Genomic DNA, 23,304 nt, shown 5'->3' with positions numbered 1-23,304 from the left:
AAAGTGCCCGCTTTTTGACGGCCTGCATCGATGGTGGTCATCGCCCCCTCACGCCCTCAGGGCGCTCTGCATTTGACGGGGTCGGGCACCTCCCGTCAGCTGCGCTGCCGGGTCTTGCAGTCGCCCCTGGCCGGCGTGAGCGACCGGGTGTTCCGCTCCCTTGTGCGGCGCTGGGCGCCCGATGCGCTGCTGTTCACGGAGATGGTGAATGCCACCAGCCTGGAACTGGGCCATGGACGCCGCAAGGTGGAGGAACTGGCGGAAGAGCAGGGACCGATCGGGGTGCAACTGTTCGATCACCGCCCGGCGGCGATGGCGGAGGCGGCCCGGCGCGCCGAAGCGGCAGGCGCCTTTCTGATCGACATCAACATGGGCTGTCCCGTGCGCAAGATCGCTCGCAAAGGAGGCGGCAGCGGCCTGATCCAGACCCCGGAGCTGGCCTGCCGCATCGTTGAAACAGTGGCCGCAGCCGTGTCGATTCCCGTCACCGTGAAAACCCGCCTGGGCTGGAGTGAGCTTGAGGCTGGATCCGCCGCCGCTGTGAGCTGGTGCCAGCAGCTGGAGCGAGCCGGTGCCCAACTGCTCACCCTGCATGGACGCACCCGCAACCAGGGCTTCAAGGGGGCGGCCGACTGGCAGGCGATCGCCGCGGTGCAAGAGGCGTTGGCGATTCCTGTGATCGCCAACGGTGATGTGAACAACCCCGAAGATGCTGCACGCTGCCTGGCCATCACCGGTGCGGCTGGCGTGATGGTGGGCCGGGGCAGCATGGGCGCCCCATGGCTGGTGGGGCAAATCGATGCCGCCCTCTGCGGACGGCCCATTCCCGCCACGCCGGCCGGGGCCGAACGCCTCGAGCTGGCCCGCGATCAGCTGCAGGCCCTCGTCGCCAGCCGCGGCGACCACGGCCTGCTGATCGCCCGCAAGCACATGAGTTGGACCTGCACCGGCTTTCCCGGCGCCCCCCAGCTGCGCCATGCCCTGATACGGGCCCCCACGCCTGCGGCCGCGCTGGAGCTGCTGGACACCGCCAGGCAGACACTCGATGGCACCGATCCATGAGCGGATCGATGAGCGCAGCCGTCTGGCTTCCCCTCCTGGTGCTGATCTGGCCCCTCTGGCTGCAGCGACGCCCTGAGCAACAGTCGCCTCTGTGGGCACGACGCAGCCTGATCCTGCTGATCAACCTGCTCACCCTCCGCTATCTGGTCTGGCGCGTCAGCGACAGCCTCAACCTGAGCAGCACGCTCAGCACGGCCCTCAGCCTGGTGTTGCTCCTGGCGGAGGGATGGCTGCTGCTCACAGGCCTGATTCCCCTTTGGCTGGCCTGGCGCCCTTTCCCTGACCGTCGGCACGAAGCCGACGCGCGGTGGCGGCAATGGCAGCAGAGCAGCTGGCGACCCAGCGTCGACATCCTGGTGCCCACCCGGGGCGAACCGCTGGCCGTGCTGGAGCGCAGCCTGGTGGGCTGCTGCGCCCAGACCTACCCCCGCACCACGGTGTGGGTTCTCGATGACAGCGGCCGGCCGGAGGTGCGGCAACTGGCCAGCTCCCTTGGCTGTCGCTACCTACACCGCCCGGAGCGCCATGGCGCCAAAGCCGGCAATCTCAACCACGGTCTGCGCCATAGCCACGGCGAACTGGTGGCCGTGTTCGATGCCGATTTCATTCCCCAGCGCCATTTCCTGGAGCGCTGCATCGGCTTTCTGCAGGAGCCCGATGTGGCGCTGGTGCAGACGCCGCAGACCTTCATCAACGCCGATCCGGTGATGCGCAATCTGCGCATGGAACACTGGCTGCTCTCCGATGAGGAGAGCTTCTACCGCTGGATCGAGCCCGTTCGCGACGGCTGGGGGGCGGTGGTGTGCGCTGGCACGGCCTTTCTGGTACGCCGCGAGGCGCTCAACAGCGTGGGTGGCTTCGTGGAACAGGCGATTTCAGAGGATTTCGTCACCGGAATCGCCCTCCGTCGCCAGGGGTGGCGCCTCCGCTATCTGCAGGAAAAGCTCAGCGCTGGCCTGGCCGCGGAATCCATGGCCGACTTCGTGCGCCAACGGCAGCGATGGGCGGCGGGCACCTTGCAGAGCCTGCGCATGAAAGAGGGGCCTCTCGGGGGCACGGGGCTGCCGGCAGGGCAACGCCTCGCCTATCTGGAGGGAGTCGTGCACTGGTTCAACAATCTGCCGCGGCTTGTGCTGCTGCTGATGCCCCTCAGCTACGGCCTCCTGGGCGTGGTGCCGATCCGCCTGACGGCCGAAGCGGCCGTGGCCTTGCTGCTACCGCTGTGGGCCACCCTGCTGCTCAGCCTGGGCTGGCTGAACCGGGGCTCCCGCGCCGCCTTCCTCAGTGAACTGACCGGATGGGTGCTCACCGTGCCTCTCACCATCACGGTGATCAGCCAGCTCTGGGGTCGCCTGGGTGGCTTCCGAGTCACCCCGAAACATCAACGCCGCGACCGGGGTAGCTGGAGCCTGCCCCTGGTAGCCCCCCTGCTGCTGTTGATCCTGCTCAATGGCTTCAACCTGGTGGGGCTGCTTGTGCCAACGACGCCGCTCTTGGGCCTGGCCCTGCAAGGCCAACCGGTGGGCCTGGTCTGGGCGCTGCTGAATCTCCTGAGCCTGCTGGTGGCCCTGCGGGCCTGCTGGGATCCCGCCGCCACCGACCCGGCACCCTGGCAGGCCATGGATTGGGAAGCCCGCCTCGAAGACGCGGGCGGGCACAGCCATCCCTGCCGGATCACGGCGATCAGCGAACGGGGCGTCGAACTGACCGTGACGGAGCCGCCACCGCCGCTGGTGAGCAGCACCTGCCTGCACTGGAGCCCCGATGTGCCCCCACTCAGCGTGACGCTGTGTGCCCAGGAGCGCGGTCGTCTGGCACTCGACTGGGGCGAGCTGAGCAACCACCAACGGCACGCCCTGTTGCGCTGGCTGTTCACGCGACCGGGATGCTGGGTCGACCGGCAGGCCAAGGGCGAATGGCGGGCGCTTCTGGCCCTGATCGCACGAATTCCACCGCCGTGGCGCGGGCCTGGCCCATTCGCCCGCAGCCTGATCCCGCAGACCGTCAAGCCAACAGCAATGTTCGGGTCCCGCTGATCGCCTGGGTGGCGAACAGCAGAGCCACCAGCAGGTTGAGAGCCACGTGCATACGACGGATCCGCGGCCTGGCCGCAATTTCTGCCTGCAGCGCCGTCGAGAGCAAGAAACAGCCGGTCAGCAGCACCCCACCCCAGAAATGGGACTGCCAGAACAGGGCCTGCAACGGAGAATCCGCCAGGCGCTCCACCTCCGGCTGGGAGCCCAGCAGCAGCAGGCCCAACCAGCAGGCCAGGCCCCAGCCGAGCCGACGGGAGGTGCGGGACGCCCGCAGCAGGGCGGCCAAGGCCGCCAGCACGCCCAGGGTGGCCACCACCAGCGCCAGCAAGCGGGCGGGAACCTCGGCCGGATCGAGGGGCTGCTCAATCCAGGCGGCCGCCACCTCCTGGGAGAAGGCCAGCAGAACCGCCAGCACCAGCGCCCCCGTCACCCAGCGGCCATGGTCGGCATGTTCGATCGGCACGGTGGGGGCGATCGGATTGATCTGCAGCCGGCGTTCTCGCGCCAGAATCCCCAAGCGGATCGTCGCACCCACCACGGGGTACACAAACAGGATGATCAGCACCGGGTGCACCAGCGCGCACCACTGCAGTGGGGTGAGTGCCGGCAACGCCATGCACAGAACGCCGAGTTCAGACATCGGCCAAAACCTCACCCTGGCGGATCAATAGCTGGGAGAAATAGGGCCGTTCCCCCGCCGGCACCGCCGCCGCCGGCAGCACCCGCTGATCGGGCCAGCCGATCCGCTCTGCGAACAGGGCGTTGTGAAGAAGCTGTTGCTCCGCCAGCAACGGCTGCACCCAGCGCCAACGCTGGCCCAGCTTGAGCAGGGCCAGCACCGTGTTCTCCTCCTGCGCCCAGCGCAACACACGCTGAAGCGCCGCAGCATCGTCGGGGCAGGGACGGATCAGCAATCCCTCCTGCTGCAGGGCCAGGGGCCAGGCCCCCTGGGCTGCCGCCGCCGCTACGGAGGACACCCCGGGGATGAGGCGCACCGGACAGTCGGGGTGGTGCTGCCGCAGCGCGAGCAGCACGTAACTCCCCGTGGCGAAGAGCGACACATCCCCCTCGCACAGAAACACCACGCGCCGACCAGCCGTCACCGCCGCCGCCAGCGCATCGGCCGCAGCGATCCAGGCCGGTCGCAGCGATTCCATGGCCCGAACCATCGGGAACACCAGGGGTAACCGTTGCTGCTCCGGCAGCAGAAACCGCTCCACGATCGTGGCCGCCATGCCGGTGGCGTCGCGTCTCGCCACCGGATAGGCCACCACCTCCGCCTGCTGCAGGGCCTGATGGGCCGCGAGGGTGAGCCACTCGGGATTCCCCGGACCCACCCCGATCAGCGCCAAGCCGGGCGCGGACACGGGCGATGCAACAAGAGGAGGTGCAGCGCTGTTCAGAACGATGACCATGACTGGGCACGTTCTAAGCCACGCCGTTCAGTCGAACAGCAGAGGGAGTCCGGCGGGCGGCGGCACCATCAGGGCCTTCACCTCCTCCTGCACCGACGCCTTGAACCGCTGCCACTGGTCGCTGGCAAGGATCTGGGCCACTCCAGCCGCAGCCAGCCGCTGTCCAGCCTCCACATCGCTTGGGTAGTGCACGCCACAGGTGACCCGGGCGGCCACCCCCTGCTCACCCACCGCCAGCAATCGCTCGCGCCGCTGCGGCAAAAGATCAGCCAGAAGCAGGCTGGTGGCTGTGTACCAGGTGGCATGGCCACTGGGATAGCTCTTCGAGCGCTCCAGCGGCAAACAAGGTTTGAGATCGGCGTGGCTCAGAAACGGACGCGGGCGAGCGATGGACTCCTTGAGCTGATCTTTGACCGTCTCCACCACCTTCACGAAAGCGGGCACACCGGCCTTGATACGCGGGGCTGTCTTGCTGAGGTCGGAACCGATTGCCGGTTCAAAGGCGGTGGGTACCCGATCGAGGTAAGTCCAGGCATGGCGCACCTGCTGCGGATCCCGGCTCGTCTGGATCCAACGCAGCACGGAAAGATCCCTGGCCAGAGCGGCACTGCCCGCTCGCGGCGGCTGACCGACCGCCTTGGCGAGGGGCGCCACCTGAAGGCTCAGCCCCACCGCCGGATTGGCATCCGCAGCCCGGGAGACCGGAGCCATGACCGCCAGCCCAAGGCCAGCGAGCGGAGCGATCGAAGCAGCGAGGGGCCGCAGACGAAACGAGCGAAGCATCGGTGTGGGTGGTGCAGGGCAACAGCCCTCCCAGGGTGATGGCCACGCGTTAAGGATCGGGATGCGGGCAGGATGACCTCATCGAGCAGCCTCAAGGCCCCATGAGCCACCTGCGTCTTTATTCCATCGAGCCACCTGCCACATCCAGTCACGAGGAGGCCAACCTCGAAAGTGAAGACGTCCGCGTGATTCAGACCGAACTGCGGCGCCGTGGCATTCGTTTCGAACGCTGGCCGGCTCGGCAGTCCTTAGCCCCGGGCGCTGACCAGGACAGCATCCTTCACGCCTACCGCGACGAAATCACTGCAGTGCAGGCGGGCGGTGATTATGCGACCGTCGACGCGATCCGCATCACACCAGACCACCCTGATCGCGTCGCCCTGCGGGCGAAATTTCTCGAGGAACATACCCATGCCGAGGATGAGGTGCGTTTTTTCGTGGAAGGCCAGGGGTTGTTCTGCCTCCACATCAACGAGGAGGTGATTCAGGTGCTGTGCTGCGCCGGCGACTGGATCGCCGTTCCCGCTGGCACCAAGCATTGGTTCGACATGGGATCCAAGCCCTCGTTCTGCGCCATCCGCTTCTTCAACAACCCGGAAGGCTGGGTCGCCCGGTTCACAGGCGACCCGATCGCGCGTCTGTACCCGCGCCTCGACTGATCGCCCCCCTCAGGCCGCGAGAAGCAACCGGGACTCCACCGGCGCCTGCAGCTGTTGCAACGGCCGTCGACAGCCAGTTGCAGACCCGTCATCGAGGAGTAAGGCGGCCTCAAGATCGGCGCAACGGCCGATCAGATCGCGCACGAGGGGGTTGGCCTTGAGACCATTCCACTGTTCATCGGTGGTGCCATTGCGCAGGGCCTGCAGGGAATCAGCCACGGCCGCCGCCACGGTGGCCTTCACCGTCACCGCCGAATCGGTCATCACGAACCAAGCAAGAACTGGGTCAATCCTAAAACCGCCCACAAAGACTGGCGCGTCTCTTCAGGCTTCTTTTGGACTTTGCTTGCGGATTCCAACGGAATGCATCCGCACATCCTCGGGACGCTCCAGATCTCCAGATAACGCCTCTACCTCTGCGAGCGCCAACGCCTCCAAACGGGGAACGATCAGCTCGCGTGACCAGCGCTCCTCGCACAGCACCCAGTAGAGGCCGAAATGACGGGCCTCGCTCTGCAGCAGGCTGGCGTAGAGATCCCGCAGCTCCGGATCCGGGCTGTGCTCCGCCAGCAGCGCCATCCGCTCATGGCTGCGCGCCTCGATCAAGCCGGCCACCAGGAAGGAATCGAGCATGCGCTCGGGCTCACCCCGGCGCACCTGCTTGGCCAACTGGGCGCCGTATCCCGGAGAGGGCAGGGGTTCGAGATAGCGCCCCCGCGCCTGCAGAAGCGCAAGCACCTGCTCAAAATGCTCCAGCTCCTCGCGAGCCAGCGGACTGAGCGCCTCGCCGAGACCTGGCTCGCAGAGATAGCGGAACATCAGCTGCACCGCCGCCCCCGCCGCCTTGCGTTCGCAATGGGCGTGATCGATCAAGACCTCGATCGGCCGCGCGATCGCCTGCTCAACCCAGGCCTCACTGGTGGGGGCAGCCAACCAACGAATACTCGTCACCATCGCTGCTCAACTCCCAGCCACTGCAGCCCTCAGATGCTGCAGCAATCCATCGAAGGCCAGGGTGTAGCTGGTGGCCCCGAAACCACTCACCACGCCTACGGCGCGATCCGCCAGCAACGAGTGATGACGGAACGGTTCGCGGGCATGGGTATTGCTCAGGTGAAGCTCCACAAAGGGAATGGCCACCCCCAGCAGTGCATCGCGCAGTGCGATCGAAGTGTGGGTGTAGGCGCCCGCATTGATCAGGATTCCATCCACCTGGCCCATGGCCTGGTGGATCCGCTCCACAAGGGCACCTTCAAAATTGCTCTGAAAGCAGTCGAGCGCCACCTCTGCCGCCGCCGCACGCTCCTGCAGCGACTGCTCGATTGCCGCCAGGCTCTGCTGGCCATACAACCCAGGCTCGCGTCGACCGAGCAGGTTGAGATTGGGGCCATTGAGCAGCAGAAGGCGCATGGCCCGTTGCGATGCATTTGGGCCGATCGTATCGAGGGGTGCGGGCCCCTCGGGCTGGTAAGTTCTTGCGGTGTGGTTCGGGTCGGTGCCCGAGTGGTTAATGGGGGCGGACTGTAAATCCGCTGGCTCTGCCTACGTTGGTTCAAATCCAACCCGGCCCACCTTCCACATGCCCTTGTAGCTCAGCGGTAGAGCACTCCCTTGGTAAGGGAGAGGTCACGAGTTCAAGTCTCGTCAAGGGCTTCCATCCAACGATGGCTTTTGCACCACAGCCATGGTTGATCTCGACACGCTGGCCTGCCTGGACGGCCTGATTTGGCTGCGAACCGGTCGGGAGGTGGCCACCCGGTTGAAGCTTGACCAGTCATCAGTGAGCCGCCGCCAGCGGATCTGCGCCAAAAGCTTCGGCATCAGCCTGGAGAAAAACGATCAGGAATGGGTCCTGAACGGCGACCAGACCCTGCTGAACCTGGAACGGGAGGTGCACCAGAAAGCCCGCCTGTCGGGCCTGCGTCCCCTGCGCCTGGAGGCGACTTACTGGACCCTGCCCCTGCTCTGCAACCCCGAACCCAGCGGCTGGATCGCCGGTCTCTCCAATCTGGTCGGCATGGAGCCGAATCTGTCTCTGTTGCGTCGCAGGATCTGCGATGCCTGGATCTGCGGCCTGCCGGACCGCCCCGACGAGAACGACCCCGACCTCTGCGCCGTTCCCCTCTGCGCCATGCCACTGCACCTGCTGGTGCAGGCGGATCACCCCTTGCTGAAACAAGCCCACATCCGCCTCGAAGATCTGCAGCAATTCCCCAGCCTGGCCCTGCCCGATGGCGCTTATCCGATCGTCGAACGGGAACTGAAAAAGCTCGGCCTCTGGAACACGCCCGTGCACATGAGCCGCTATCGCCGGGAGCGCTGGGAGGGGCGGAGCGCCAAGGATGTGACGATCGGCTATGGGCACTGCCTGAGCCAGGCGGTGTCCGGCGACGGGCTGGTGCCTCTCCCCATCACCCTGCCGTTCCGCTCAGGCGAAGCCCTGGTGCTGCAGCGCGACCTCCGCGACGAACCGGCGATGGCCACCCTGATCCACACGCTCAAAGAACGCTTGGCCCACCTGCAGCCCCGCTTCCCCGAGCTGGCACTGGCCCCCTGATTGGGCAATGGCACGATGGAGATAGTGGCTGCAGGCCGTTGCACTGCCTTGTGGTGGAAGACGAGCGCATCCTTCTGGATCTGCTCGGTTCGGTGGTCGAATCCTTCAGTGAAATCAGCACCGTGTCCAAGGCGCAGAGCATCGCCGCCGCCGAAACGATCAGCCACAACCATGACCTCGATCTCGCCCTACTCGATCTGCAACTCCCGGATGGCAAAGGCAGCGACCTCGCCCGCCACCTGGTGGAGCGCCATGCCGGCATTCAGTTGATCGTGCTCTCCGGTGCCGCCGAACAGTTCGCCTGCCCGGCTGAGCTTCAACCAGCCGTGAAAGCCGTGATCGACAAGGCCAGCGCCTTCGCCAGTCTGCGCCAGAGCTTGAACGCGATCCTGCAACCGGCCGAACAGCGGCTAACACAACGGCAACGGGAGATCTACACCCTGATCGGCGCTGGGAGGAGCACCAAGGAGATCGCGCGTCATCTCGGATGCTCGGTTGCCACGGTGGAAACCCATCGCAAGGCGATTGCCCGCACCCTGGGCCTGAGCGGCGCGGAACTGGTCAAAGCAGCCGCCCTTGCCACACAGCGACAAGCGATCCAATGACAGCCAGGAAGCCGCGCTCACTTGCTGGCACGCTGACGCGCGCCACCGGGCTGCAACTGATTCTCGTGGCGGGCTCCCTCAGCGTGCTCACCTATTTCCTCGGGCGCGACAGCGGCATCCATCAAAGCGAAGCGCAACGCGCCAACCTCACAGCCGTGCAGGTTTCGGAACGCCTCAGCAAGAAACTGAGCTACCCCACGATCATCAACGAACTGAATGAATCCGCCCTGGCCACCGAACCTGAGCTGCTGAACAACTTCGACAAACTCAGCCAGCGCTTCTGGCGGCAATTGAAATCTTTTCCGGTGGATTACATCAACTATGGCGCCACTGATGGCACCTTTCTCGGCATCGAGAAAAGCCAAGACAACCGCTACTACCACAACGAAGACAGCAAACGCTTCGGCCGAGGCAAGATGCTCGTGTTCAGCATGGATGCAACCGGAAAGCGCGAGCAACACCTCAGCACCATCCCCGACATGAGCACCTCCCATGAAGAGGCCTGGTATGTCGACACCGTCAAAGCTGGGCAACCCACCTGGAGTCGCATCTACGCCTGGGAAGATCAACCCGACACCTACTCGATCTCCTACAACGCTCCTGTCTACAACCGAAACAACACCCTGATCGGCGTGGTGGGTGTTGACATGATCATCAACAAACTCAGCACCTGGCTGCAGGACGCCTGGACCAACAACACAGGGCTGGCCCTGATTGTGGAACGAAACGGTGATCTGGTGGCCAGCTCCAAACCGGAACTCACCTTCATCCGCTCCGCGTCCGAAACGCGCCGACGCAACCTCCGCAACCTGCCCTCCCCACTGGCCCGCAAGCTGCAGGAGCAGTTCCTGGCCGATGCCACAACAATCCAACCCGGGGCCACACGACTCGTGCAGCTCAAGGGCCAGCCCTTTCTGGTCAAAGCCACCCCCTGGGGGGACCATGAGGGGCTGGATTGGATGCTGCTCACCGCCATCGCCGCCACCCCGGAGGTGACAACCTTGCAGCGGGATCTGCTGATCACAGTGCTGGCCACCTTGTCGGCCCTGGGCTTCGCGCTCGTGATCAATCAGCGGCTGATCCGAGGCTTGCTCACCCCTCTCACGGCGCTCAAGCAGGCCAGTCAAGACACGGAAGCCCAGATTGCTGCGCTGGGTGATCAACCCCAGCCGCTCCACTTCCATTGCCAACTGCAACAGGAGAGCGCTCGCGAGGTCTGGGATCTCAACCAGGCGATCCGGGCCATGATCAACGCCTTCAACGCTCTCACCAGCCAATTGCGTGACAAGGAAACGCAGATTATTGAGCTGTTCGAGCAACAACGCAGTAGAGACGAAAAAGCGCTCACCCAGATGAGCAACAAATTGAGAGTGAGCCTGGAAGCCGCATCGATTGCCCACGAAATCAACCAGCCCATCAGCATTCTTCGGCTCACATCGGAGCACCTCCTGCAATCGCTACCAACTCAGCCACATAAAGAGCGCTCCGATCAGCTCACCAGCCAGCTCAGGCTGCTCAACAGCCAAAGCCAGCGCATTGCCGACATCAGCGAAAAAATTCGCTCCCTTTTGCGCAACACCAGCAGCGAGCAGCAAAGCATTGATCTGAAGCAGGTGATCAGCAACAGCGTGCGCTACGTCCAATCCAACACCCCCAACATTGCGCACTGGCTCCAGATCGAGTCGGTCCATGCCGTGCCGGATGGCACAGCGTTGATCCAGGGTGATGCCACCCAGTTGCAGATCGCCCTGATCAATCTGATTAGAAATGCGATCGAAGCGATCAAGAGTCAACAACCTGCCAACGCCGATCCCAGGGTGAGCCTCCGCTTGGCTCAGGTGAACAACACCTGGCAGATCGACGTGCAAGACAACGGCCCAGGCATCCCCCAGGAGCGCTTGATCGAGCAGCCGCTGACCAGCAGCAAAAAGGAGGGCAGCGGTTTGGGCTTGTTCCTGGTGCGCAGTGCCATGGAGAACCACGGCGGCGCGCTGCAGATCGGTAACCGAGAGGAAGGCGGCGTGCTGGCCCGACTAAGCCCGCCGATCCCATCAGCCAGCGACGCCCTACCCAGAGCTGGGGATTGATCGGTTGCCGCTGCACTCGGAGGATCCGATCAGATGCTGAAACATCAGCGCATGGTCAGCCTCGAACTGCTCAGCAGCCTGGACGGTCTGATCTGGCTGCAATCAGGTCAACACGTGGGTGTCGCCCTGCAACAGCATCAAACCACCGTCAGCCGCAATCAACGCAAATGCGCGCAGGCCTTTCGGCTCACGATTGAGAAAGAGCGCGGACGCTGGCGCATTCGTGGCGACACCACTCTGCTGCAGATGGAACGGCGGGTGCACCAACGGGCACGGCTGGAAGGGAAAGGCCGGTTGCGGCTGGAGACGAGCCATTGGCTTGCAGAGGGTTCTGGCCGCTCCATCCCCGAACGCTGGTTGGCCTGTGCATCGCGACTACAGGACCCAATGCACAGCCTGGCGCTCCTGCGCGAGCGCATCATCGACGCCCTGCTCTGTCGGCTGCAGGACGTTGACGCCAACGACTCCACCCTCGCTGTCTTCCCCCTCCACAGCAGCACCCTGCCGGATGGTGATGATGTGGCCCTGGTCTTGCAAAGCGATGTGACGGCCCATCCAGCGAGCCGCGAACTGCTGCAGGTCCTCAGGCACTCCCCGCGTCCGCAAACAAAGCGACCGATTGGGGGCCCAGCGCCCGTGCGCCAGGGTCCCAGGTCCCCAGCTGCCAGCGCGGGACGAGCCCGTTCCCTGCCAGGCAGGAGTCTGCGCTGAACGCCAATGTTCGGTGACGACTGCGATTCAGCACCACCACCAAGGCATCGGCCTCGGCCCGCAGGCCATCGTCCGCGAGGACGCTCCACCGCACCACGCCATGGCGAAGGGCCGAATAACGCTGCCGCAAGCCGGCCAGATCGCGCAGCAACACTTGCAAATCCTGGGGCCAGCCCTCACCCCAGGGAACTCCCTCTCGGCAGCCGGGCTCCGGACCACCCGCCAGACCGGCCTCCGTGCCGTAGTAGACGCAGGGAGCTCCCGGCTGCAGAAACAGCAACACCAGGGCCAGCTTCAAGGCAGCCCGATCGCCCCGCAAGCTGTGGAGCGCCCTGGGGACGTCATGACTGTCGAGCAGATTGAGCTGGGCGCGACGCACCTCCGGCCGATACCAGCTCAGCGTGTGCTGCCAGATCTCCAGTAACGCCTGACCATCCAGGGGGCGCAGGGGGTAGAGGGCGTGGTCAAAATCCGACGCCAGCTCCCCCGCCGCCGCCCAGCTCAGGGAGCTCCATCCCATCCGGTAATTCATCACGCCATCGAACTGATCCCCCTGCAACCAGGGCCTGGCGTCGCCCCAGATCTCACCGACGATCCAGGCGTCGCGGTTCACGGCCTTCACCATCCGACGGAAGCTTTGCCAGAACGGTTGCGGCACCTCATCAGGCACATCCAGCCGCCAGCCGTCGATGCCCCGTTCCAGCCAGTGACGCCCCACCCGCAGCAGATAGTCCTGCACGGCGGGATGGTGATGGTTGAACTTGGGCAGGGCCGGATCGTTCCACCAACAGCTGTACCCACAGGTCTCCCCGACGCGGGGATAGGGACGCAACGGCCAGTGGTGCACATGGAACCAGTGGCGGTAGGGCGACACAGCACCGTTTTCGAGCAGGTGGTGGAACGCCCAGAAGCCGCGGCCGCAATGGTTGAACACGCCATCGAGGATCAGGCGCATCCGGCGGGCATGCAGAGCATCGATCAAGGCCTCGAGGGCTGGATCACCACCGAGAAGGGGATCGATCTCCAGGTAGTCGTAGGCGTGATAGCGGTGGTTGGCCGCTGAGCTGAACACGGGCGTCAGATACAGACAGGTGACGCCCATGCCCTGCAGGTGATCCAGAGCCTCGATCACCCCATAGAGATCGCCGCCATGAAAGCCCTGCAACTGGGGATCGCTGCCCCAGGGCTGGAGGGCGAGGCTCTCCTGAATCGGCACCAGACCACTGCGACGAAACCGATCGGGAAACACCTGGTACACCACCGCATCCGCCACCCAGGCCGGCGGCGCTGCCGACAGATCGCCCATCGCCACCCCCTTTGCAGCGCTCTGCCTCACCGCTAGCACTTGAAAAACGGCATGGCCATGGCTTCACCGCCCCTCCTCCTGGCTCTGGATCAGGGCACCAGCAGCTCCAGGGCTGCCCTCTTCGACCCCAGGGGCCAGCTGATCGCGAGCGCCGCCGCCCCTCTGGCGATCCACTACCCGGCGGATGGTTGGGTGGAACAGGATCCAGCGGCGATCTGGCAGAGCCAGCTCCAGGCGATGGCAGCGCTTGAGAAGGCACTCAGCCCCGAGCAACGCCAGGCCGTGCGCTGCTGCGGCATCACCAATCAGCGCGAAACCACGGTGCTGTGGCAGCGCAGCGACGGCGCCCCATGCGGACCGGCCCTGGTGTGGCAGGACGGACGCACCGCTGATCTGTGCCGGCAGTGGAAGCAACAGGGACTGGAGGCGGAGTGGTGCCAACGCACCGGCCTGCTGCTCGATCCGTACTTCAGCGCCAGCAAGATCCGCTGGCTGATGCTGCATGAAGCGGCCGCCAATGCGGCGGCGGCCCGCCATGACCTCTGCTTCGGCACCGTGGAGAGCTGGTTGCTCTGGCATCTGAGCGGAGGCACGCGGCACTGCTCCGACATGAGCAACGCCAGCCGCACCCTGCTGATGGATCTGGAGCAGCGGCACTGGGTCGAAGCCTTCTGCGAACAGGCCAGCCTGCCCCTGTCCGCCTTGCCCGAGCTCGTTCCCTGCCGCGGCGACTTCGGTGCCATCGCCAGCGGTCTGCCCTTCGCCGGCGTGCCGATCCGTGCCCTGCTCGGCGATCAGCAGGCCGCCACCCTCGGCCAGCTGTGCCTGGATCCCGGCGAGGCCAAGTGCACCTACGGCACCGGCGCCTTTCTGGTGGTGAACACCGGCTCGGTCATCCGTCGTTCCCATGCCGGCCTGCTCACCACCCTGGGCTGGACCGATGCCGATGGCACGCCCACCTATTGCCTGGAGGGCAGCCTCTTCAATGCCGGCACGGTGGTGCAATGGCTGCGGGATGGCCTCGGCATCATCGAAAACGCCGAAGCGATCAACACGCTGGCGGCCCAGGTGAACTCGTCCGCCGGCGTGATGTTGGTGCCCGCCTTCACCGGCTGGGGCACGCCCCACTGGGATCCGGAAGCCCGCGGTCTGTTGATCGGCCTCACGCGCGACAGCGACCGTCGCCACATCGCCCGGGCCGCCCTCGAGGGGATCGCCCTGTCGGTGGCCACCCTGGTGCATCTGGCGGAAACGGCTCTGGGGCAGGGGCTCGGGGAACTGGCCGTTGACGGGGGGGCGGCAGCCTCCGATCCCCTGCTGCAAGCGCAGGCGGACAGCACAGGCCTGCGGGTGCGCCGGCCAGCCAGCCTGGAGAGCACCGCCCGGGGGGTGGCCCTGCTGGCCGGAGTGCAGTGCGGCGCCGTGAGCGATCTGCGGGCCCTGCAGAAGCAGCGCATGGAAGGGGCCAGCGTGTTCATGCCCCACCTCGACGGCGAGCAGCGGGACCGCTGGCGGCAACGCTGGGATGACGCCGTGCGCCGCAGCCTGCATTGGAGCGGCAGCCACCACAACGCAGAGGCGATCGGATGACCACAGCAGACACCATGACCAACAACACCGGCTTTGATCTGCTGGTGGTCGGCGCCGGCGCCAGTGGTGCCAGCGTCGCCTACGAAGCGGTGCGCCGCGGCCTGCGCGTCGCCCTGCTGGAGGCCAGCGACATCGGCGGGGGCACCAGCTGCCGCAGCACCAAGCTGCTCCACGGCGGTGTGCGCTATCTGGAGCTGGCGTTCAAAACAGCGGACACCGCCCAGCTGCGCCTGGTGCGCGAGGCCCTGCTGGAGCGGGGCCACTGGTTGCAGCAGGCCCCGTTTCTTGCCCATCGGCTCGAACTCGCCCTGCCCACCGACCACTGGTTCAGCCAGGCCTATTACCGGATCGGCCTCGGCCTCTACGACGCCCTCGCCGGCCGCAGTGGCATCGGCTCAAGCCGGCTGCTGTCCGCCCGCCAGCTGCATGAGGCCCTGCCCCAGATCCGAGCGCAGAGCAGCGGTGGGGTCGCCTATAGCGATGGTCAGTTTGATGATGCGCGCCTCAATCTGCTGCTGGCCCTCACCGCTGAGCGGGCCGGAGCGGTGGTGCGCACCGGCTGCCAGGTGACCGCCCTGGAACGCAACAGCCAGGGCAGGATCACCGGCGCCCTCAGCTGCAGCAGCTCCGGAGAGGAGGAGCGCTGGACGGCCCGCGTCGTGGTGAATGCCACCGGCATCCAGGCGGACGCCATTCGCCACATGGCCGATCCCGACCTGCCGCCGCGCATGCTCACGAGCCGGGGCATGCATCTGGTGCTCGAGACCAATCTCTGTCCGCAGGGCCTTGGCCTGCTCCTGCCGGCCACCGATGACGGACGGGTGCTGTTCATGCTGCCGTTCTTGGGGCGGACGCTGGTAGGCACCACCGACACCCCCTGCCCCCTGGAGGAGGCCCAGGCGCCATCAGGCGATGAGACCGCTTACCTGCTCGACTATGTGCAGCGCTGGTTCCCCGGCCTTCAGGAGCCGCGAGTCAGCAGCCGCTGGGCAGGCGGGCGGCCCCTGCTGCGCCCTGCGGATGCCTCCCGCAGCAGCAGCCGGGTGGTGCGGGAGCACGAGGTGGAAACCCTGGCCTGCGGCCTGGTGAGCGTGATGGGAGGCAAGTGGACCACGTGCCGGCCGATGGCGCTCGACACCCTGGCGGCGGTGGAACAGCAACTGGGCGAGCCCCTTCCTGCCGCCAACACCCTGCCCCTCCTTGGTGCCGCCGCCGACCCAACGCGAACACCGCAGCGTTTGTCGGAGCAACGGCAGCAGCTCAAGGAACTGCTGCCCGACACCGTGCTGCAGCACCATCAGATCGACCATCTGCAGGCGGCCCATGGCCTGGAGGCAGTGCCGCGGGTGAGCGAGTGGCCAGAGGCCGACCGGGAGCCCCTCAGCGCGGTGATGCCGATCTGCCGGGGCGAGCTGCGCCATGCGATCGAACGGGAGCACGCCCGCAGCGTGACCGATGTATTGGCCCGCCGCTGCCGGCTGGCGATGGTGGATGAGCAGGAAGCCCAGAGGATCAGGCCCGAGGTCATCGCCCTGCTGGAGCGCTCGCGCCCCGATCAGCCCCTGTCTGAGCGGGAAGGCAGCCTCAACCTGCAGCACTAAGCCGGAATCACCGCCTCGCCTCCATCAGCCGGATCTGGCTCAGCCCCGGGCTCCTCGCTGATGGCATCCACTTCACCGATAAGCCACCAGCTGAACCCGTGGGCGGGCAGATACACAAACCAGTCGGCGCTGGCGGGGGGAAACTCGCAACCCCAAAGCACTTCCCGGGTGCGCTGCCCCTGCCAGCGACTGAGGTCAAGCCGGAAGGAGGCACCCGCTGCCGACAGGTTGGCCGCCACCAGCACCGTCATCGCCTCACTGCAGCGGACGTAGACGATCACGGCGGGATGGGCACAGTCGAGCAAGGCAAAGTCGCCGCTGCGCAGCGCCGGTAGCAGTCGCCGGCAGGTGAGCATGCGCCGATGCCAGTTCAATAGGGATCCAGGCAGCTGTTTCTGCACCTCCACATTCACCACCCGATAGTCGTAGCCGGGAGCGGTAATCGGTGGCAGCACCAGCAGGGGATCGGGGGCGGTGGAAAACCCTCCGTTGCGGGCGGGGGTCCAGGCCATCGGCGTGCGGTTGGGGTCGCGATCGCGCAGGCCGGGCCAGTCGCCCATCCCCAGCTCATCGCCGTAATACACACAGGGCATTCCCGGCAGGCTGTAGAGCAGGGCATGAAGCACCCGATTGGAGCCGGGATCGCCGTTCAAAAGCGGGGCCAGGCGTCGGTTGATCCCCCAGTTGAGCCAGTGCCCCTGCCCCTGATGCAGGCCGGTGCGGATGGTCTGGATCACCTCCTCGGGAACGAGGTGGCCATCCCCCAGCCACAGCTCGTCGTGGTTGCGCAAAGGCAGCGCCCAGCGGCAACCCGGCACAGCCTGATGCGACGCCTCCAGACACTGGCGTAAGTCCCGAGTGCTGCCACTGGCGATCGCCGCGAACAGATGGGCCGTGAGCACGAAATTGAAGGCACCGTGCAGCTCCTCATCCACCAGGTAAGGCGCAGCCTCCTCCACCGGCTGAATCGCCTCGCCCAACAGGAGCACCTCACGGCCCTGCTGCTCCAGCCGCTCCCGGATCACCTGAAGAAACGCGTGGGTCTGGGGCAATCCCTCACAGCGCGAGCCCTCCTCTTCGAACAGAAAGGGCACGGCATCGAGGCGGAAGCCATCCACACCCCGCTCCACCCAGAAATCCACCACCGCGAGCATCTCCTCCTGCACGAGGGGGTTGTCGTAGTTGAGGTCGGGTTGATGCCGCAGAAAGCGGTGCAGGTAATACTGCTCCGCCACGGAATCCCATTCCCAGTTCGACGCTTCGAAATGCCGGAAGAGCACGGGCGCGTCGGCATAGCGCTGGGGGTCATCGCTCCACACATAAACGTCCCGTTCGGGGCTGCCCTTGGGGGCCCAGCGGGCGCGTTGAAACCAGGGATGCAGGGTGCTGGTGTGATTCAGCACCAGATCGAGAATCACCCGGATGCCCTGGCCATGGGCCTCGGTGAGAAAGCGGTGAAAGGCGGCCAGATCGCCGAGATCGGGATGCACCGCTTTGAAGTCGGTGATGTCGTAGCCGCCGTCCTGTAGGGGAGAGGGATAGATCGGCGTCAGCCAGACCGCATCCACCCCCAGCCAACGCAGGTAGGGAAGCCGGGAGGAGAGACCCTGGAGATCCCCCGTGCCATCACCATTGCCATCGGCATAACTGCGCACGATCAGCTGATAAATGACGGCGCCGCTCCACCAGGGCTGCTGCATGCCATTCCCCTGTCACTCCTCCACTTGCTAGGCGTGTTGGCCCAGCGCGTCACCCCCTGACGCCAACGACAGGGCCACAGCATTGCGAGCATGGCGGCATCGGAGAGAGCGCGATGACCAGCACGCCTGCAGCGATCAACCGGCCCTTGCCGGATCTCACCACGCTGCGCCAGGCCGTGGATCGGGGCGACACCCGCCCGGAGGCCTGGCGACGACGCCAGCTCGAGGCCATCGCCAATCTGATCGAAACGCACGAGCAGGAGATTCTTCAGGCCCTGGCTGATGACCTGGGCAAACCAGAACTGGAGGGCATGGTGGAGATCCTGGCCCTGCGTCAGGAGCTGAAACTCTGCCGCCGTCAGCTGCGCCGCTGGATGCGCCCACGCCGGGTGGCCGTGCCTCTGGCCCAGCAGCCAGGGCGAGCCGAGGTGATTCGCGAGCCGCTTGGCTGCGTGTTGATCATCGGCCCCTGGAACTATCCCTTCCACCTCACGCTGCAACCACTGATCAGTGCCCTGGCCGCCGGCAACACCGCCGTGGTGAAACCCTCGGAGCAAGCGCCAGCCACGGCCGCCCTGATCAGCCGCCTGCTGCCGCTGCATCTGCCAGGCGACGTGGTGCAGGTGGTGGAAGGCGACGGCGCTGTGGCCGCGGCTCTGGTCGACCAGGGCTACGACCACATCTTTTTCACCGGCGGTGGTGCGATCGGCGCCAAGGTGCTCGCAGGAGCGGCCCGCCATCTCACGCCGGTGACCCTGGAGCTGGGGGGCAAGAGCCCAGCCGTGGTGCTGGAAGGGGCGGATCTGGCGGTGACGGCCCGGCGATTGATCTGGGGCAAAGGGCTGAATGCGGGGCAGACCTGCATCGCCCCCGATCACCTGTTGGTGCAAGACAGCATCCGGGAGGAGCTGCTGGAAGCCCTGGCTCAGGCCCGGCGCGAGTTGTACGGCGACGCCCCGCTGCAATCCCCCGATCTGGCTCGGATCATCAACCCGCGCCAGTACGCGCGTCTCGAGCGGTTACTCGATGGCGCCAAGGAAGCGGGCCAGGTGCTGATCGGCGGTGAAAGCGACGCTGCCAGCAGCCGGATCGCCCCCACCGTGTTGCAGGTGGGCGACGACCACGACCCGCTGATGGCGGAGGAGCTGTTCGGTCCTCTGCTGCCGCTGCTCAGCGTTTCTTCACTGGAGGAGGCGATCGCCCGGATTCGCCGCCAAGCCAAACCTCTGGCCCTTTATCTGTTCGGCGGCCAAGCCCAGGAGCAGCAGGCCCTGCTCAACGGCACCAGCTCCGGTGGGGTGTGCTTCAACGATGTGGTGATGCAGGTGGGCGTTCCCGACCTGCCCTTCGGGGGTGTGGGCCCCAGCGGCATGGGCACGTATCACGGCGAAGCGGGCTTCCGCACCTTTTCCCACGAACGCTCCGTGCTGCGCCGCCCCTTCGCCCTGGATGTCCGTCTGCGCTACCCGCCCTACCGGGTGAAGCGGGATCTGCTCAAGCGTCTGCTCGGCTGAGGCTGACGCCGATCTGGGTTGGAGCGCCTGGCATCCGCTGGAGGGACTGGCGTCCGTGGCAAGGCACCTTATGGTTCGCGCAGCCGACCGAGACGCATGCGCCGCACCTTCGTTGCCGCCCTGGCCCTGACGGCTCTGCTGCCGCTGCAGGCCATGGCAGCCAGTGTCACCGTGAAGCCTGGTGACACCCTCTCCGATATCGCCGCCCGCTATGGCATCTCGGTGGGTGCTCTGATGCGGATGAACGGGATTCGCAATGCTGACCACGTGGAGGTGGGTCAGAGACTTCAGGTTCCTGGACCGCGGCTGGTGGCAGGGTCTGGACGGCACAAGGTGCAGAACGGCGACACCCTCAGCGTCATCGCCCTGCGATACCGGGTGAGTGAACGGGATCTGATCGCCCTCAACAACCTGCCCAGTGCCGACCATGTAGAGCTCGGCGACACCCTGAAGCTGCCCAGCAACGCTGTACTGCCCAAGCCGAAAGCCAAGACGGTGGCCAAAGCGAAACCAGTGCCCATCAAGGCAGATCCGAAGGCCAGCGCTCACACCGTGGCCCGAGGCCAGACCCTGACGCAGATCGCCAAGGCGTATCAGGTGCCCGTGGCCTCCTTGATTGCGCTCAACAGCATCGCCAACCCCGACAAGGTGGAAGTGGGAACCAAGCTGATGCTGCGGGGCACGGCGACGCCAACACAAACAGCAACGCCCACCCAAACAGCCAAGCCAGCGCAAACAGCCAAGCCGGTGCAAACTGCTAAGGCGTCCACAACGCCCGCCGCCCAGAAGGTGCAACCGAAAGACGCCGACTGGCGGACCTACGGCCCCCTCCAGGTGGACTGGGCCAATTGGCAATCCATGGGCGGTAGCGACGTCGCCCCCACACTCAATGCCGATGGCAAACCGCTTTACGTGGCGGTGAACTGCGGCGCCAAGAAAATCAACGTGACCGGCGCCGACGGCGGCTGGAAAAACTGGAGCGCTCCCCAGACCAGTTTCGAAGAAGATCTGGTGAAGGATCGCTGCACCGTCAAGGGCGGCTGAGCTCAGGCGACATACCGCAGGGGCCAGGGCTGACGCAGATAGCGTCGCCCGCTCGGGCGCAGCGTCAGCCGCTGGCTGCCATCGTCGCTTTCCCGAATCAACTCCTCCTGCACGAGGCGCCGGGTCAACCAGCCCCAGCGTTGGGGTTCCTGCTCGGCCAGCACCTCCGTCAGGGAGCGCACATCCTTGCCCTGCTCCTGGTCGAGAGCTTGCAGCAATGTCAGAGCCTGCTCAGACCAGTCCTGGCCTTGCCCCTGGCCCAAACAGCGATCACAGCGTCCACAGGGCGGCGACACCTCCCCCACCGCCAGTAACAGGGCCTGCTGACGGCACTGCTCCCCCTCCGCCACCGCCTCCATCCGACGCAGCTTCTGCTGAGCCTGTTCCAGGCGCCAGCGCTCCTCAGGCTCATCGGGTGACGCGGTCCCACGCGCCGCTTCGGATCGACGCCAGGAGGCCTGCATCGCCCAACCGAGACTGGTGCGATCGCCCGGCGAAAACAGCACCACACACTGGGCTGGCAAGCCATCACGGCCGGCGCGACCCGATTCCTGCAGATAGCCCTCCGGCGTGGCCGGCAGGTTGAGATGGAGCACAAGACCCACGTCAGGCCGGTCCACTCCCATCCCGAAAGCCACGGTGGCCACGAGAACGGGGTGCTCCGTCTCAAGGAAATGACGCAAGGCCTGCTGACGCACCTCCGGTTGCAATCCCGCGTGATAAGGAATCGCTTCGATGCCCTGCGCACAAAGCCGCTCGGCCCACTGCTCCACCGAACGTCGGGTGCGGGCATAGATCAGGGCCGCTCCACGGGCCTCCTTCAGAGCAGCCAACACATCGGGGAGAGGATCCTTGGCACGCCGTCGCATCGCGTAATGCAGGTTGTCGCGGCGGGCGGAGCCCACCTGCACGAGCGGCTGCTGCAAAGCGAGCAAGCGCAGGATGTCGGCCCGCACCTGGGGCGCTGCGGTGGCACTGAGGGCCACCACCGGCACCCCGGGGCAGTGGGCGCGGATCTCTCCGAGCCGGCGGTAATCGGGGCGGAAATCGTGGCCCCAGGCACTGATGCAGTGAGCCTCATCCACGGCCAGGGCCACCAGATGGCCAGCCTGAGCGGAGCTGGCGATCACCCCCTTGATCATCGTGCTCTGCAACCGCTCCGGAGCCAGATACAGCAGGCGCAAGGCACCAGACGCAAGATCCCGGAACACCGCCTGACGCTGATCCTGAGCCAGACCCGCATGCAAACAAGCGGCAGCAATCTGACGCTGGTGCAGCTGGCGCACCTGGTCTTCCATCAAGGCCACCAGCGGTGACACCACCAGCACCAGCCCCTGCCGCACCAGAGCGGGCAGCTGATAACAGAGCGACTTCCCGGCGCCGGTCGGCAACACCGCCAGGGCATCGCGCCCCTCCAGTAGCGCCTCAATCACCGGACGCTGACCGGAGCGGAAACGATCCCATCCGAACTGCTCCTGCAGCGTCAACAGCAGGGGATCCAAGGCACACCACGGATGGCGCCCCCACCTTAACGAGCACCAGATCTGGTGAAACGCTCAGAGCGTCAGGGGGGACTCCAACTGGTCGGGCGCTTCCTCCACCAATTGCAGACGCACCCGCTTGCCCCCGGCAAGTTCACCCAGCGACACCCGCAGGGTGGCACCGCTGAGGCTTTGCAACGCAGACAACACCTCGCGAAGGTGGGGCGTGCTGCTGCCGCTCTCCACCCAGAGGCGCTCCTGGAGACCACCAAGGCGGCGCCAGGAGGTGTGCAGTTTGAGAACGGCCGACTCCAGGGCCTGGGCCTGGCCCACCGCATCGGCCAGCAAACCGAGGGCATCGAGACGCTGCGCCTCCTGCATGGCCTTTTCAAGGTTGAGCTCGCCCTGCTGAAAGGCGCGAACCGCCACGCCAGATTCGGTGGCCTTATGGAGCCAGCGGGCGGTGCTGGTCACATCCTTGACCCGATCAAGCTCGGGCTCATCGCGGAGGGCGCGGCGCAGATCCTCCTGCTGGGGCTCCGGCAACTTGGCCAGTTCGCGCACCAACGGCGCCACCACCTTGGGAGGGAGCAGGTTCTCCTGGGTGCGCTGACGGATCTCCTCCGGCAGAAGCGGACTGGTGGCCGCGGTGAATTCATCAGTGAGACGCCTCACCTGTTTCCGGGTGATCTCCTGCCCCTCATTCGCAGCTTCCGAAATCATCAGCTGCACCTCCGGAGCAGCCTGGGCCGTCTCCAAAAAAGCCCGCTTGGAGAACTGATTCACGCTCGTGGCCTCGAGCATGCCCCCGCCCACAAGGTCATCGGCCGACTCGGCGAGCTGAATCAGGCCGTAGGCGCGCGTTTTGCTGATCTCGCGCTCCCGCAGCCACTGCAGAAAACCGGCGCCACGCCCCTCACCACCACGTTTTTCGCGATCACGCACCGCACGAAGAATGCGACCACGCCAGATCTCGGTCTGCAGATCGAATCGGTCGCACACCGCCCAGGCCTGTTCAAGCTGGGCGAGAAACTCCATCGTGCTGATGTCGTCGCGCTCCGGATCGGGAAGATCGAGCTCCAGAGGCGGTGGATCGGAAAGAACGCTGGAACTCACGGAAACGCAATGGGCGGGGCTGGATGCTGCCACGCCG

The 23,304-nt window shown here is 65.9% G+C and carries 20 protein-coding genes and 2 tRNA genes; 12 read left to right on the top strand and 10 right to left on the bottom strand.

Annotation, left to right across the window (positions count from 1 at the left end; genetic code table 11):
* The first annotated feature begins 30 nt into the window (after positions 1-30).
* Together dusB and SynWH8101_RS02995 are read left to right on the top strand one after the other, a co-directional pair.
* Positions 31-1,062, top strand: coding sequence for a tRNA dihydrouridine synthase DusB (dusB, locus tag SynWH8101_RS03000; protein ID WP_130128494.1), 1,032 nt, complete (start codon positions 31-33; stop codon positions 1,060-1,062).
* A gap of 8 nt (positions 1,063-1,070) precedes the next feature.
* A complete protein-coding gene (locus SynWH8101_RS02995) occupies positions 1,071-3,098 on the top strand; it encodes a cellulose synthase catalytic subunit (RefSeq protein ID WP_254428026.1) in 2,028 nt (675 codons plus the stop codon).
* On the opposite strand, the gene SynWH8101_RS02990 is transcribed toward SynWH8101_RS02995, so the two are convergent.
* Genes SynWH8101_RS02990 through SynWH8101_RS02980 form a run of 3 tightly spaced genes read right to left on the bottom strand, consistent with a single transcriptional unit; the run spans position 3,067 to position 5,296 of the window.
* The gene (locus SynWH8101_RS02990; RefSeq protein ID WP_130128492.1) at positions 3,067-3,738 is read right to left on the bottom strand and encodes a DUF4079 domain-containing protein; all 672 of its coding nucleotides are present in this window, start codon (positions 3,736-3,738) and stop codon (positions 3,067-3,069) included. The two genes, SynWH8101_RS02995 and SynWH8101_RS02990, sit on opposite strands and share 32 nt — an antisense overlap.
* Positions 3,731-4,513 carry a precorrin-2 C(20)-methyltransferase gene (cobI, locus tag SynWH8101_RS02985; protein ID WP_254428025.1) on the bottom strand — a complete coding sequence of 261 codons (783 nt, stop codon included), beginning with the start codon at positions 4,511-4,513 and terminating at the stop codon, positions 3,731-3,733. The genes SynWH8101_RS02990 and cobI overlap by 8 nt, the downstream gene beginning before the upstream one ends.
* Positions 4,514-4,540: 27 nt before the next feature.
* Entirely contained in the window at positions 4,541-5,296 is a 756-nt protein-coding gene (locus tag SynWH8101_RS02980) for a phosphatase PAP2 family protein (protein WP_130128491.1), read from the bottom strand.
* A gap of 101 nt (positions 5,297-5,397) precedes the next feature.
* Between SynWH8101_RS02980 and SynWH8101_RS02975 the strand changes: the two genes are divergently transcribed.
* Positions 5,398-5,955 (top strand): acireductone dioxygenase, encoded by a 558-nt coding sequence (locus SynWH8101_RS02975; RefSeq protein WP_130128490.1) that lies wholly within the window; start codon positions 5,398-5,400, stop codon positions 5,953-5,955.
* A 9-nt stretch (positions 5,956-5,964) separates the two neighbouring features.
* Here SynWH8101_RS02975 and SynWH8101_RS02970 read toward each other — a convergent pair whose 3' ends face one another.
* The 3 genes from SynWH8101_RS02970 to aroQ are packed head-to-tail and all read right to left on the bottom strand — an operon-like array spanning position 5,965 to position 7,365.
* Complete coding sequence (locus tag SynWH8101_RS02970; protein ID WP_130128489.1) at positions 5,965-6,219, bottom strand: hypothetical protein; 255 nt, start codon at positions 6,217-6,219, stop codon at positions 5,965-5,967.
* Between the two features lie 60 nt (positions 6,220-6,279).
* Positions 6,280-6,909, bottom strand: coding sequence for a tRNA-(ms[2]io[6]A)-hydroxylase (locus SynWH8101_RS02965; protein WP_130128488.1), 630 nt, complete (start codon positions 6,907-6,909; stop codon positions 6,280-6,282).
* A 6-nt stretch (positions 6,910-6,915) separates the two neighbouring features.
* Entirely contained in the window at positions 6,916-7,365 is a 450-nt protein-coding gene (gene aroQ, locus SynWH8101_RS02960) for a type II 3-dehydroquinate dehydratase (RefSeq protein WP_130128487.1), read from the bottom strand.
* 79 nt (positions 7,366-7,444) lie between these two features.
* Here aroQ and SynWH8101_RS02955 point away from each other — a divergent pair.
* The 5 genes from SynWH8101_RS02955 (at position 7,445) to SynWH8101_RS02935 (ending at position 11,204) form a co-directional block, all read left to right on the top strand.
* Positions 7,445-7,526, top strand: a tRNA-Tyr gene (locus SynWH8101_RS02955).
* Positions 7,527-7,536: 10 nt separating this feature from the next.
* Positions 7,537-7,608: transfer RNA gene (locus tag SynWH8101_RS02950), tRNA-Thr, on the top strand.
* 31 nt (positions 7,609-7,639) lie between these two features.
* Positions 7,640-8,512 carry a LysR substrate-binding domain-containing protein gene (locus SynWH8101_RS02945; protein ID WP_130128486.1) on the top strand — a complete coding sequence of 291 codons (873 nt, stop codon included), beginning with the start codon at positions 7,640-7,642 and terminating at the stop codon, positions 8,510-8,512.
* A 38-nt stretch (positions 8,513-8,550) separates the two neighbouring features.
* Positions 8,551-9,117: a response regulator gene (locus SynWH8101_RS02940; RefSeq protein WP_130128485.1), complete on the top strand. Its 567-nt coding sequence runs from the start codon at positions 8,551-8,553 to the stop codon at positions 9,115-9,117.
* Entirely contained in the window at positions 9,114-11,204 is a 2,091-nt protein-coding gene (locus SynWH8101_RS02935; RefSeq protein ID WP_130128484.1) for an ATP-binding protein, read from the top strand. Before SynWH8101_RS02940 ends, SynWH8101_RS02935 begins: the two co-directional genes overlap by 4 nt.
* A gap of 583 nt (positions 11,205-11,787) precedes the next feature.
* Here SynWH8101_RS02935 and SynWH8101_RS02930 read toward each other — a convergent pair.
* On the bottom strand, positions 11,788-13,221 hold the full coding sequence (locus SynWH8101_RS02930) for a glycoside hydrolase family 13 protein (protein ID WP_130128483.1): 1,434 nt from the start codon (positions 13,219-13,221) through the stop codon (positions 11,788-11,790).
* Between the two features lie 57 nt (positions 13,222-13,278).
* Between SynWH8101_RS02930 and glpK the strand changes: the two genes are divergently transcribed.
* Positions 13,279-14,811 (top strand): glycerol kinase GlpK, encoded by a 1,533-nt coding sequence (gene glpK / locus SynWH8101_RS02925; RefSeq protein ID WP_254428024.1) that lies wholly within the window; start codon positions 13,279-13,281, stop codon positions 14,809-14,811.
* On the top strand, positions 14,808-16,412 hold the full coding sequence (locus tag SynWH8101_RS02920) for a glycerol-3-phosphate dehydrogenase/oxidase (RefSeq protein WP_254428023.1): 1,605 nt from the start codon (positions 14,808-14,810) through the stop codon (positions 16,410-16,412). Before glpK ends, SynWH8101_RS02920 begins: the two co-directional genes overlap by 4 nt.
* Here SynWH8101_RS02920 and SynWH8101_RS02915 read toward each other — a convergent pair.
* Positions 16,409-18,112, bottom strand: a complete 1,704-nt coding sequence (locus SynWH8101_RS02915; RefSeq protein WP_130128481.1) for an alpha-amylase family protein — start codon at positions 18,110-18,112, stop codon at positions 16,409-16,411. The genes SynWH8101_RS02920 and SynWH8101_RS02915 overlap by 4 nt on opposite strands.
* Before the next feature lie 113 nt (positions 18,113-18,225).
* On the opposite strand from SynWH8101_RS02915, the gene SynWH8101_RS02910 reads away from it, so the two are divergent.
* Together SynWH8101_RS02910 and SynWH8101_RS02905 are read left to right on the top strand one after the other, a co-directional pair.
* On the top strand, positions 18,226-19,626 hold the full coding sequence (locus tag SynWH8101_RS02910; RefSeq protein ID WP_130128480.1) for an aldehyde dehydrogenase family protein: 1,401 nt from the start codon (positions 18,226-18,228) through the stop codon (positions 19,624-19,626).
* Between the two features lie 96 nt (positions 19,627-19,722).
* Positions 19,723-20,670: a LysM peptidoglycan-binding domain-containing protein gene (locus SynWH8101_RS02905; protein WP_130128479.1), complete on the top strand. Its 948-nt coding sequence runs from the start codon at positions 19,723-19,725 to the stop codon at positions 20,668-20,670.
* A 2-nt stretch (positions 20,671-20,672) separates the two neighbouring features.
* Here the strand turns inward: SynWH8101_RS02905 and SynWH8101_RS02900 are convergent, their stop codons facing one another.
* Both SynWH8101_RS02900 and SynWH8101_RS02895 read right to left on the bottom strand, forming a co-directional pair.
* Positions 20,673-22,172 (bottom strand): ATP-dependent DNA helicase RecQ, encoded by a 1,500-nt coding sequence (locus SynWH8101_RS02900; protein ID WP_130128478.1) that lies wholly within the window; start codon positions 22,170-22,172, stop codon positions 20,673-20,675.
* A 54-nt stretch (positions 22,173-22,226) separates the two neighbouring features.
* Complete coding sequence (locus SynWH8101_RS02895; RefSeq protein WP_130128477.1) at positions 22,227-23,267, bottom strand: hypothetical protein; 1,041 nt, start codon at positions 23,265-23,267, stop codon at positions 22,227-22,229.
* Positions 23,268-23,304: the final 37 nt, after the last annotated feature.

Origin of the sequence: Synechococcus sp. WH 8101 (genome assembly GCF_004209775.1) — a bacterium.
GTDB lineage: Bacteria > Cyanobacteriota > Cyanobacteriia > PCC-6307 > Cyanobiaceae > Synechococcus_C.
This window is presented reverse-complemented; position numbering and strand designations above follow the sequence as displayed.

What these genes read in the sequence shown, in the direction of transcription:
- dusB (WP_130128494.1), top strand. Translation starts at nt 31, where the DNA reads ATGGTGGTCATCGCCCCCTCACGCCCTCAGGGCGCTCTGCATTTGACG.
- SynWH8101_RS02995 (WP_254428026.1), top strand. Translation starts at nt 1,071, where the DNA reads ATGAGCGCAGCCGTCTGGCTTCCCCTCCTGGTGCTGATCTGGCCCCTC.
- SynWH8101_RS02990 (WP_130128492.1), bottom strand. Translation starts at nt 3,738, where the DNA reads ATGTCTGAACTCGGCGTTCTGTGCATGGCGTTGCCGGCACTCACCCCA.
- SynWH8101_RS02980 (WP_130128491.1), bottom strand. Translation starts at nt 5,296, where the DNA reads ATGCTTCGCTCGTTTCGTCTGCGGCCCCTCGCTGCTTCGATCGCTCCG.
- SynWH8101_RS02915 (WP_130128481.1), bottom strand. Translation starts at nt 18,112, where the DNA reads ATGCAGCAGCCCTGGTGGAGCGGCGCCGTCATTTATCAGCTGATCGTG.
- SynWH8101_RS02905 (WP_130128479.1), top strand. Translation starts at nt 19,723, where the DNA reads ATGCGCCGCACCTTCGTTGCCGCCCTGGCCCTGACGGCTCTGCTGCCG.
- SynWH8101_RS02945 (WP_130128486.1), top strand. Translation starts at nt 7,640, where the DNA reads ATGGTTGATCTCGACACGCTGGCCTGCCTGGACGGCCTGATTTGGCTG.
- SynWH8101_RS02970 (WP_130128489.1), bottom strand. Translation starts at nt 6,219, where the DNA reads ATGACCGATTCGGCGGTGACGGTGAAGGCCACCGTGGCGGCGGCCGTG.
- SynWH8101_RS02965 (WP_130128488.1), bottom strand. Translation starts at nt 6,909, where the DNA reads ATGGTGACGAGTATTCGTTGGTTGGCTGCCCCCACCAGTGAGGCCTGG.
- SynWH8101_RS02975 (WP_130128490.1), top strand. Translation starts at nt 5,398, where the DNA reads ATGAGCCACCTGCGTCTTTATTCCATCGAGCCACCTGCCACATCCAGT.
- SynWH8101_RS02930 (WP_130128483.1), bottom strand. Translation starts at nt 13,221, where the DNA reads ATGGGCGATCTGTCGGCAGCGCCGCCGGCCTGGGTGGCGGATGCGGTG.
- glpK (WP_254428024.1), top strand. Translation starts at nt 13,279, where the DNA reads ATGGCTTCACCGCCCCTCCTCCTGGCTCTGGATCAGGGCACCAGCAGC.
- SynWH8101_RS02910 (WP_130128480.1), top strand. Translation starts at nt 18,226, where the DNA reads ATGACCAGCACGCCTGCAGCGATCAACCGGCCCTTGCCGGATCTCACC.
- SynWH8101_RS02920 (WP_254428023.1), top strand. Translation starts at nt 14,808, where the DNA reads ATGACCACAGCAGACACCATGACCAACAACACCGGCTTTGATCTGCTG.
- cobI (WP_254428025.1), bottom strand. Translation starts at nt 4,513, where the DNA reads ATGGTCATCGTTCTGAACAGCGCTGCACCTCCTCTTGTTGCATCGCCC.
- SynWH8101_RS02935 (WP_130128484.1), top strand. Translation starts at nt 9,114, where the DNA reads ATGACAGCCAGGAAGCCGCGCTCACTTGCTGGCACGCTGACGCGCGCC.
- aroQ (WP_130128487.1), bottom strand. Translation starts at nt 7,365, where the DNA reads ATGCGCCTTCTGCTGCTCAATGGCCCCAATCTCAACCTGCTCGGTCGA.